Raw genomic sequence first — 8,988 nt, 5'->3', positions numbered from 1 at the left:
GTCGACACCTATGTTTACTGACAGACCGCTTTCGCGAGCAAGCCCGCTCCCACAGGGATCTTGTTCCTCGCGCCAATCCTTCTGTCACCTCCCTTAAATATCCCTTGCCCACGGCAATCGCTTTCGAGTTCAATTTGTACATGATTAGACAGGTCCGATTCGACAAAAAACAACGGGTGGTCGACGAGCTCATCCGGCGCATTGAAAGCGGTCTCATGGAGGACGGCTTTCACCTGCCGGGCGAGCATCAGTTGGCTCAAGAATTCAAAGTCAGCCGAGGAACCTTGCGTGAAGCCCTGGCCGAATTGAAACGGCGCAACTACATCGCGACGCAGAGCGGGGTGGGCTCCATCGTCACCTTCGACGGTGTGGCGCTCGACCAGCGCAACGGCTGGGCCCAGGCCCTGGCCGACAGCGGCGCGCTGGTCAATACCGAAGTGCTGCGCCTGGAGGCGGTGACCCGTCCTGACCTGCTGCCGCGTTTCGGCATCGACCAATTCATCACCCTTGACCGGCGCCGCCGTTCCAACGACGGCACCCTGGTTTCCCTCGAACGCTCATTGATGCCCGCCACCGGCGGCCTGGAAGGCCTGCCGCGAGTGGGTTTGATCGACAATTCCCTGACCATCACCCTGGCCGCCTACGGCTACATCGGCGAGCGCGGCGATCAGTGGATCGGCGCCGAACCGCTGAACGCCGAAGACGCCGAATTGCTGGGGCGCCCGGTCGGCACGGTGTTCCTCAAAGCCCTGCGCACCACCTACGACCGCCAGGGGCGCTTCATGGAGCAAGTGGAAAGCCTGCTCGACCCTGTGCATTTCCGGATGCACCTGCAATTTGGACACTCGAAATGACTGCACTCGACCGTGCCCTGGGCGCGTTCTATGGCCTGGCCCTGGGCGACGCTTTGGGCATGCCGACCCAATCCCTGAGTCGCGATGACATCAAGGCGCGGTTCGGTGAAATCACTGACCTGCAGGACGCCGGCCCCGATCAGCCGATTGCGCCCAACATGCCCAAGGGTTCGATCACCGACGATACCGAACAAGCGATCCTGGTCGGGCAATTGCTGGTCGATGGCCAGGGACGGATCGAACCGGCGTTGCTTGCCCAACGGCTGATCGAATGGGAAGCGGTGATGCAGGCCAAGGGTTCGCAAGACCTGCTCGGCCCGTCGACCAAACGCGCCATCGAGATGATCCTCGCCGGTCATACGCCGCAAGAGGCCGGGCGCTACGGCACCACCAACGGCGCGGCGATGCGCATCACCCCGGTGGGAATCGCCTCGAACGTGGCCGATGCCGAGGCGTTCATCGGCGCCGTGGTGCAAGCCTGTCAGGTCACCCACAACACCACGCTGGGGATTTCCAGCGCGGCGGCGGTGGCGGCGGTGGTCTCGGCCGGGATCAACGGCATGGACCTGGGCGAGGCGTTGAACCTCGGCCAGCAAATCGCCCAGCAGGCGCAAAACCACGGCCACTGGATCGCCGGTGGGCGCATCGCCTCGCGCATCAGTTGGGCGCGGACCATCAGCGTCGACAGCGACAAGGCGCTGCTCGCCGATCTGCTGTACGACGTGATCGGTACCTCGGTGGCCTCGCAGGAGTCGGTGGTGGTGTCGTTCGCCCTGGCCCAGCAAGTGGCCATCGGCGAAATGAGCGCCTTCGATGCGCTGTGCATGGCGGCCAGCCTGGGCGGTGACACCGACACTATTGCCGCGATTCTCGGGGCGATGCTGGGGGCGTGTCTGGGGCTCAAGGTTTGGCCGGCCGCGATGCTCCAGACGGTCAAAGCCGTCAACGGTCTGGAGCTGGAGCCTTTGGTCAAAGGGCTACTGGCCCTGCGCCGACTGGACTGAACTCCCCCTGTAGGAGCGAGTTCACTCGCGATGGACGCCAACGATAACGCTGGGTACCTGATACCCCCGCGTCGTTACGGCGTTCATCGCGAGCATGCTCGCTCCTACCGAGGAGCGAAGCCTCAAATCTGATTTGCCCACAACCAAAACAAAGGCAACAGGAGCTTGTTAATGAGTACATCCAACCCCGGGCAAAACGCCGGACAGCTGGAAACCCGCGGCATCGAACCGGTGCCTGAAGCCGAGTGCAACGGTCATCCGCTGCAGCTGTTCTGGGTCTGGTTTGCCGCCAATATTTCCATCCTCGGCCTGCCGCTGGGCGCGACGCTTGTGGCCTTTCGCGGGTTGGCGATCTGGCAGGCGGTCATCGTCGCCATCCTCGGTGCCGCCGGCTCGTTCGCGGTGGTCGGGATCATTTCCATCGCCGGTCGTCGTGGCCGCGCACCCAGCCTGACCCTGTCCCGCGCCATCTTCGGCGTGCGCGGCAATATCGGCCCGACCCTGGTGTCGCTGATGTCGCGCCTGGGCTGGGAAACCGTCAACACTACCACCGCCGCGTTCGTGCTGCTGTCGCTGTGCTCGATCCTGTTCGGCTCGCCGGTGGAAGCGAAAAGCGCACCGCTGCTGACCCTGGTGTTCATCGCGATTTTCGTCCTGCTGACCCTGTCAGTGTCCGGCCTCGGTCACGCCACGCTGCTGGTGATCCAGAAGTGGGCCACCTACGTGTTCGGCGCGCTGAACGTGCTGGTGGGCGGCTTCCTCTGCGCCACCATCAACTGGAGCGCGGTGTTCAACGCAACGCCCGCGCCCATGAGCGCCATGATCATCGGCATCGGCACCATGGCGGCCGGCACCGGCATCGGTTGGGCCAACGCCGGCGCAGACATGTCGCGCTACCAGCACCGCAGCGTCAAGGCTGTGCGCCTGGTGGCCTCGGCAGCGTTCGGTGCAGGGATTCCGCTGGTGCTGCTGATCACCCTCGGCGGCCTGCTGTCGGTGGGCAACAACGACCTGGCCCAGGCCACCGATCCGATCATCGCCATCCGTGACATGCTGCCGACCTGGATGGCCGTGCCGTACCTGATCACCGCCTTCGGTGGCTTGCTGCTGTCGAATAACCTTTCGGTGTACTCCGCCGGCCTGACCACCCTGACCCTGGGGCTGAAGGTCAAGCGCGTATACGCGGTGGTGGTGGACATCGTCGCGATCTTCGCCGGCTCGATCTATTTCATGCTGATCGCCGACAGCTTCTACGGCCCGTTCATCACCTTCATTTCCCTGCTGGCGGTGCCGATCACGGCGTGGGTCGGGATCTTCGTGGTCGACCTGATCCACCGTCACTACTACAGCCCCCAGGACCTGCTGGACGTCAGCCCGAGCAGTGCCTACTGGTATCGCGGCGGCGTCGAGTGGCGCGCGTTCAGTGCCTGGGCGCTGGCGATCGTGCTGGGTTTCAGTTTCACCACCATCGGCACCACGGCGCAAAACGTCTGGTTCAAGGGCTTTTTGTCCGACTCGTGGCTGGGGCATAACGGCCTCGGCTGGATCGTGACCTTCGTGGTCGCCGGCGGCCTGTACTTTGTACTCGGCGGGGCGAAGGACCGTCGCGCTGCGTTGACCGAGAATGCTCATGCCTAAGATGCTGTACACCGGCCAGGTCATCATCGATCTGGTCATGGCCGTGGATCAGTTGCCGCAGGCCGGTGGCGACGTGTTGGCGCAGTCGGCCAGCTTCGAAGCGGGCGGCGGCTTCAATGTCATGGCCGCCGCTCGGCGCAACGGGTTGCCGGTGGTCTATCTGGGGCGTCACGGCACCGGGCGTTTCGGTGATCTGGCCCGGCAGGCGATGGCGGCTGAGGGTATCCGCATCGGCATTTCGAAGCCCGCCGAGCGCGATACCGGGTTGTGCGTGGCGATCACCGATGCCTCGGCCGAGCGCAGTTTCGTGTCCTACATCGGCGCCGAGGGCGAGGTGAGCGCCGAGGATCTGGCCAGCGTGCCGGTCGAGGCCGGGGATTTCGCCTGTGTCAGCGGGTATAGCCTGTTGCATGTCGGCAAGGCGCAGGCGCTGGTGGATTGGGTGCTGGAGCTGCCGAGCGACGTCAGCGTGGTGTTTGATTCGGGGCCGCTGGTGAATTCGCCGGATGCGCCGCTGATGAAGGCCTTATTGCCGCGCATTGATCTGTGGACCAGCAACAGTGAAGAGGCGTTGCGGTTTACGGGGGCGGCGGATATCGCTGATGCGCTGGTGCGACTGTCCGAACATCTGCCAGCCAAGGTCTTGATCGTGGTGCGGGACGGGCCGCAAGGCTGCTGGATCAGCCAGGGGTCCGAGCATCGGCATGTGCCGGGTTTCAAGGTCGAGGCAGTGGACAGCAATGGCGCCGGCGATGCTCACGCAGGCGTGTTCGTGGCGGGATTGGCGCAGGGCTTGTCCGCGTTTGATGCGGCGCGTCGGGCCAATGCGGCGGCCGCTCTGGCCGTGACCCGGTGGGGGCCGGCGACATCGCCGGTGGCGGCTGAGGTTGATGCGTTGATCGGCAAGACTTTTGGCGACTGATCTGCCGCTTTCGCGAGCAAGCCCGCTCCCACATTTTGATCGCATTGCTGTTGGGCAACTCGGTCAACGGTGGGAGCGGGCTTGCTCGCGAAGTGACTCCCTGATTCAACGCATCCTTCAGATTCAACTTGATTTGGGCAGCGCCTCAATCAACGCTTTCTTGTGCCACGCAAGCTGGCTCAAACATCCAGCTTGCGTGCCGCTTCAACCCCGGCGGCACTCAGTTTGATCGGCAGGTGCAACGAATGCTCGCCGGCTTCGTTGCACTGCACATTGCCGTGTTGGATCAGCCCGCGTTCCTGCAAGGTGGCGAGGGTGCTGGCCACGACTTTCTCCCCCCGGTAATTGTCCAGGACCTCCTTGCCCAATCCACTTGGGTGGGCATGCAGCAGGCGGGTCAGGACTTCTTTTTCCAGGTTCTTATCGACGTTCATGGTTACCTCTTCATCACGATGGATAGGACTTGCGTAAAGAGCGTTACTGGCTCGCACCGCCTTCAGAGCCCGAACCACCGGTGGTGGTTTTCGAGCCCATGCCAGCGCCGGCGTTATCGGGTGTGCGGCTGTCCGGCAGGTTGAGCCCGCCCTGGCGACCGGTGTCATTGCCCTGGGTCCGCGGGTCGGTGCCGGTGGAGGGCGGCAGGCTGTTGTCGACCCCCGCACCGTCGGTGTTCATGCCGGGGGCACTCTGGATGGCGGGAGCCTTGGGACTTTCGACCGGATTGGTCGGGCCGGTGCCGGAGGCGGCGATGGCAAGGGGAGAGAGCAGGGCAGCGAGGGTGAAGGCGGTCAACCGGGACGTAGTCATGGTGGTGTCTCCATTGATTTAGAGTCCTTACCTGATGTTGGTCCGCCCTCGTTTCCAAATGGTGCCTGAAGGTCGACGAACGGTTGTGGCGAGGGTCCTCTCGCCACAGGTGGTGCGCGGCTTTAGTATGGCGTTTTCAACCCATGACAAGGCACGTCCATGACGATCGAAATCCGCCCGGCGACCCCCAGTGACGCGCCGCAAATCCTCGCGTTCATCACTGAACTGGCCGACTACGAACGTGCTCGCCATGAAGTCATCGCCAGCGTCACCGACATCGAACGCAGCCTGTTCAGCGAAGGCGCCACCGCTCACGGTCTGATCTGCCTGCGCGATGGCGTGGCCATTGGCTTCGCGGTGTTCTTCTTCAGCTATTCCACCTGGCTGGGCAGCAACTGCCTGTACCTCGAAGACCTCTACATCACCCCCGAACAGCGCGGCGGCGGCGCGGGCAAAACCCTGTTGCGGCACTTGGCGAAAATCGCCTGCGCCAATGACTGCGGGCGCTTTGAATGGAGCGTGCTGGAGTGGAACACCCCGGCGATCGACTTCTACAAATCCCTGGGCGCCCAGCCACAGGAAGAGTGGGTGCGCTACCGCATGGACGGCCAGGTGCTGCGCGAGTTCGCTGAAGGTCGCTGACCACCGCCAAACGATCGCAGTCTCGCGCCGCCAATTCGGTTACCGCAAGACTGCGATCTTTTTTTGCGCTCAGTTTTTAAATCCCAATATATGGGAGAGATATTTATATATTGAGATTTTCTTGCGCCAAGGTTTATAGTCCCGCTCACTCACTGCCAATAAACAGAACAGGTGAAGCGATGCTGGCGCAATTGATCGCGCTCGATTGGGGGACGACCTCATTACGTGCTTACAAACTTGCCGAAGGTGGCCAGGTGCTCGAACAGCGTTCGCTGTCGTCGGGGATCATGCAGTTGCCCAAGGTGCCGCGAATCATCAAGGGTCGCGAATGCACCGACGGTTTCGAACTGGCCTTCGATGAGGCTTGCGGTGACTGGCTTGATGCACAGCCCGAGCTGCCGGTGATCGCCTGCGGCATGGTCGGCAGCGCCCAGGGCTGGCGCGAAGCGGCGTACCGCGAGACGCCGGCGAACGTCGCCAGTCTCGGCACTTCCCTGCAAACCGTGCGCAGCCTGCGCGGTGTCGACGTGCACATCGTGCCAGGGGTGATTCAACGTTCACCCTTGCCCAACGTGATGCGCGGCGAAGAAACCCAGGTGCTCGGCGTGCTGCAAACCCTGTCGAGCGAGGCGGGCGCCGATCTGCTGATCGGCCTGCCGGGCAGCCATTCGAAATGGGTGGAAGTGGCCGACGGCTGCATCGTGCATTTCGATACTTTCATGACCGGCGAAGTCTTCGCCGTCCTCAGTGACCACAGCATCCTGGGCCGCACCCAGCAGCGCGGCGGCTCGTTCGATGGCGAGGCTTTCGATCGCGGCGTGCAGGTGGCGCTGTCGGTCGATGGCGAAATCGGCGTGCTGTCGACCCTGTTCAGCGCCCGTAGTCTGGGGCTGACCGGTGAACTCAGTGGCGCCGCGCAAACCGACTACCTGTCGGGCCTGTTGATCGGCCATGAACTGTCGGCCCTGGCCAACGTTCAGCGCCGTCGCCGCAACAGCGTGCACCTGCCGTCGATCATCCTCATCGGCAATTCCCAACTGTGCAGCCGCTACAGCCGGGCGCTCGACGCCTGCGGTTTTGCCAACGTAACCCTGGCCGAGCAGGCCACCGAACGCGGGTTGTGGCAACTGGCGGTCGCCGCCGGTTTGATCGCCGCACACCTATCCCGTTAAACCTGACTGGAGTCCTGACATGCTCAAACAAGCACTGGCGCAAAACGGTCTGATCGCGATCCTGCGTGGCCTGCGCCCGCAAGAAGCTGCCGCCATCGGCGAAGTCCTCTACGCCGCCGGCTTTCGTGTCATCGAAGTGCCGCTCAATTCCCCCGAGCCGTACGACAGCATCCGCATCCTGCGCGACGCCTTGCCCGCCGATTGCCTGATTGGCGCGGGCACGGTGCTGACGCCGGAGCAGGTCGAGCAAGTGAAGGCGGCGGGCGGTCAGGTGATCGTGATGCCTCACAGCGATGCCAAGGTGCTGCGCGCGGCGAAAGCGGCGGGTCTGTACCTGTCGCCGGGTGTGGCGACGCCCACCGAGGCCTTCGCCGCACTGGCCGAGGGCGCGGACGTCCTGAAGATGTTCCCCGCCGAGCAGATGGGCCCGGCGGTCGCCAAAGCCTGGCTCGCGGTGTTGCCGGCAGGGACGATTCTGGCGCCGGTCGGTGGCATCACGCCGGACAACATGCAGGTGTTCATCGACGCTGGCGTCAAGGGTTTCGGCCTCGGTTCCGGCCTGTTCAAACCGGGCATGACACCTGAGCAAGTGGCGGCCAATGCCAAGGCCTACGTCGCTGCCTGGAAGGCCCTTCGCTAAGAATTTTTGGCGCTGCGAGCGCTGCATCTAATAAGAGAGACAATCAGATGAAAATCACCAAACTGACTACCTTCATCGTTCCGCCACGCTGGTGCTTCCTCAAGGTCGAGACCGACGAGGGCGTCACCGGTTGGGGCGAGCCTGTGGTCGAAGGCCGGGCCCACACCGTTGCCGCTGCCGTCGAGGAGTTGTCCGACTACCTGATCGGCAAGGACCCACGCAACATCGAAGACATCTGGACGGTGCTGTACCGCGGCGGCTTCTACCGCGGCGGCGCGATCCATATGAGCGCCCTGGCCGGTATCGACCAGGCGTTGTGGGACATCAAGGGCAAGGCGCTGGGTGTGTCGGTCAGCGACCTGCTGGGCGGCCAGGTGCGGGACAAGATCCGCGTGTACTCGTGGATCGGTGGCGACCGTCCGGCGGACACCGCGCGGGCGGCGAAAGAAGCGGTTAGCCGTGGTTTCACTGCGGTGAAAATGAACGGCACCGAAGAGCTGCAGTTCCTCGACACCTTCGAGAAAGTCGACCTGGCCCTGGCCAACGTCGCTGCCGTGCGTGACGCGGTGGGGCCGAACGTCGGCATCGGCGTGGACTTCCATGGCCGAGTGCACAAGCCGATGGCCAAGGTGCTGATGAAGGAACTCGATCCGTACAAACTGATGTTCATCGAAGAGCCGGTGCTCAGCGAAAACTACGAAGCGCTCAAGGAACTGGCACCGCTGACCAGCACGCCGATTGCCCTGGGTGAGCGTCTGTTCTCGCGCTGGGATTTCAAGCGCGTGCTCAGCGAAGGTTACGTCGACATCATCCAGCCCGATGCCTCCCACGCCGGCGGCATCACCGAAACCCGCAAGATCGCCAACATGGCCGAAGCCTACGATGTGGCGCTGGCCCTGCATTGCCCGCTGGGCCCGATTGCCCTGGCGGCGTGCCTGCAACTGGACGCGGTCTGCTACAACGCGTTCATCCAGGAGCAGAGCCTGGGCATTCACTACAACGAGAGCAACGACCTGCTCGACTACGTCAAAGACCCTCGGGTGTTCGACTACGACAAAGGCTTCGTCAAGATCCCAAACGGCCCGGGCCTGGGCATCGAGATCAACGAGGAATACGTGATCGAACGCGCCGCCGTCGGCCACCGCTGGCGCAACCCGATCTGGCGCCATGCCGATGGCAGTTTTGCCGAGTGGTGATCAATCTCTGATCCACCCTGAATCCCTGTGGGAGCGGGCTTGCTCGCGAAAGCGGCGGCACATTCGATATTGATGTCGCCTGACACACCGCTTTCGCGAGCAAGCCCGCTCCC

10 protein-coding genes are annotated in these 8,988 nt (G+C 63.4%); 8 read left to right on the top strand and 2 right to left on the bottom strand.

Features of this window, described 5'->3' with window-relative positions:
- Positions 1–140: 140 nt before the first annotated feature.
- The 4 genes from B0W55_RS27495 (at position 141) to B0W55_RS27480 (ending at position 4,418) form a co-directional block, all read left to right on the top strand.
- Positions 141–854 carry a GntR family transcriptional regulator gene (locus tag B0W55_RS27495; protein WP_077049052.1) on the top strand — a complete coding sequence of 238 codons (714 nt, stop codon included), beginning with the start codon at positions 141–143 and terminating at the stop codon, positions 852–854.
- Positions 851–1,858: an ADP-ribosylglycohydrolase family protein gene (locus B0W55_RS27490; RefSeq protein WP_077049051.1), complete on the top strand. Its 1,008-nt coding sequence runs from the start codon at positions 851–853 to the stop codon at positions 1,856–1,858. The genes B0W55_RS27495 and B0W55_RS27490 overlap by 4 nt, the downstream gene beginning before the upstream one ends.
- Before the next feature lie 171 nt (positions 1,859–2,029).
- Entirely contained in the window at positions 2,030–3,496 is a 1,467-nt protein-coding gene (locus tag B0W55_RS27485; protein WP_077049050.1) for a cytosine permease, read from the top strand.
- Positions 3,489–4,418, top strand: a complete 930-nt coding sequence (locus B0W55_RS27480) for a PfkB family carbohydrate kinase (RefSeq protein ID WP_077049053.1) — start codon at positions 3,489–3,491, stop codon at positions 4,416–4,418. Before B0W55_RS27485 ends, B0W55_RS27480 begins: the two co-directional genes overlap by 8 nt.
- Positions 4,419–4,597: 179 nt before the next feature.
- Here B0W55_RS27480 and B0W55_RS27475 read toward each other — a convergent pair whose 3' ends face one another.
- On the bottom strand, positions 4,598–4,852 hold the full coding sequence (locus B0W55_RS27475) for a hypothetical protein (RefSeq protein WP_077049049.1): 255 nt from the start codon (positions 4,850–4,852) through the stop codon (positions 4,598–4,600).
- Between the two features lie 43 nt (positions 4,853–4,895).
- Entirely contained in the window at positions 4,896–5,225 is a 330-nt protein-coding gene (locus B0W55_RS27470; RefSeq protein ID WP_077049048.1) for a hypothetical protein, read from the bottom strand.
- A 159-nt stretch (positions 5,226–5,384) separates the two neighbouring features.
- On the opposite strand from B0W55_RS27470, the gene B0W55_RS27465 reads away from it, so the two are divergent.
- The 4 genes from B0W55_RS27465 (at position 5,385) to dgoD (ending at position 8,875) form a co-directional block, all read left to right on the top strand.
- Entirely contained in the window at positions 5,385–5,867 is a 483-nt protein-coding gene (locus B0W55_RS27465) for a GNAT family N-acetyltransferase (RefSeq protein WP_077049047.1), read from the top strand.
- A 179-nt stretch (positions 5,868–6,046) separates the two neighbouring features.
- Positions 6,047–7,039: a 2-dehydro-3-deoxygalactonokinase gene (locus tag B0W55_RS27460; protein ID WP_077049046.1), complete on the top strand. Its 993-nt coding sequence runs from the start codon at positions 6,047–6,049 to the stop codon at positions 7,037–7,039.
- A 19-nt stretch (positions 7,040–7,058) separates the two neighbouring features.
- Positions 7,059–7,679 (top strand): 2-dehydro-3-deoxy-6-phosphogalactonate aldolase, encoded by a 621-nt coding sequence (locus tag B0W55_RS27455; protein WP_077049045.1) that lies wholly within the window; start codon positions 7,059–7,061, stop codon positions 7,677–7,679.
- 47 nt (positions 7,680–7,726) lie between these two features.
- On the top strand, positions 7,727–8,875 hold the full coding sequence (gene dgoD / locus B0W55_RS27450; protein ID WP_008085519.1) for a galactonate dehydratase: 1,149 nt from the start codon (positions 7,727–7,729) through the stop codon (positions 8,873–8,875).
- Positions 8,876–8,988 lie beyond the last annotated feature (113 nt).

Source organism: Pseudomonas sp. KK4, assembly GCF_001984065.1.
Classification (GTDB): domain Bacteria; phylum Pseudomonadota; class Gammaproteobacteria; order Pseudomonadales; family Pseudomonadaceae; genus Aquipseudomonas.
This window is presented reverse-complemented; position numbering and strand designations above follow the sequence as displayed.

Bases quoted from the DNA above. Each gene is read 5' to 3' on its own strand.
- B0W55_RS27490 (WP_077049051.1), top strand. From the start codon at position 851: ATGACTGCACTCGACCGTGCCCTGGGCGCGTTCTATGGCCTGGCCCTG.
- B0W55_RS27455 (WP_077049045.1), top strand. From the start codon at position 7,059: ATGCTCAAACAAGCACTGGCGCAAAACGGTCTGATCGCGATCCTGCGT.
- B0W55_RS27495 (WP_077049052.1), top strand. From the start codon at position 141: ATGATTAGACAGGTCCGATTCGACAAAAAACAACGGGTGGTCGACGAG.
- B0W55_RS27480 (WP_077049053.1), top strand. From the start codon at position 3,489: ATGCCTAAGATGCTGTACACCGGCCAGGTCATCATCGATCTGGTCATG.
- B0W55_RS27475 (WP_077049049.1), bottom strand. From the start codon at position 4,852: ATGAACGTCGATAAGAACCTGGAAAAAGAAGTCCTGACCCGCCTGCTG.
- B0W55_RS27485 (WP_077049050.1), top strand. From the start codon at position 2,030: ATGAGTACATCCAACCCCGGGCAAAACGCCGGACAGCTGGAAACCCGC.
- B0W55_RS27470 (WP_077049048.1), bottom strand. From the start codon at position 5,225: ATGACTACGTCCCGGTTGACCGCCTTCACCCTCGCTGCCCTGCTCTCT.
- B0W55_RS27460 (WP_077049046.1), top strand. From the start codon at position 6,047: ATGCTGGCGCAATTGATCGCGCTCGATTGGGGGACGACCTCATTACGT.
- B0W55_RS27465 (WP_077049047.1), top strand. From the start codon at position 5,385: ATGACGATCGAAATCCGCCCGGCGACCCCCAGTGACGCGCCGCAAATC.
- dgoD (WP_008085519.1), top strand. From the start codon at position 7,727: ATGAAAATCACCAAACTGACTACCTTCATCGTTCCGCCACGCTGGTGC.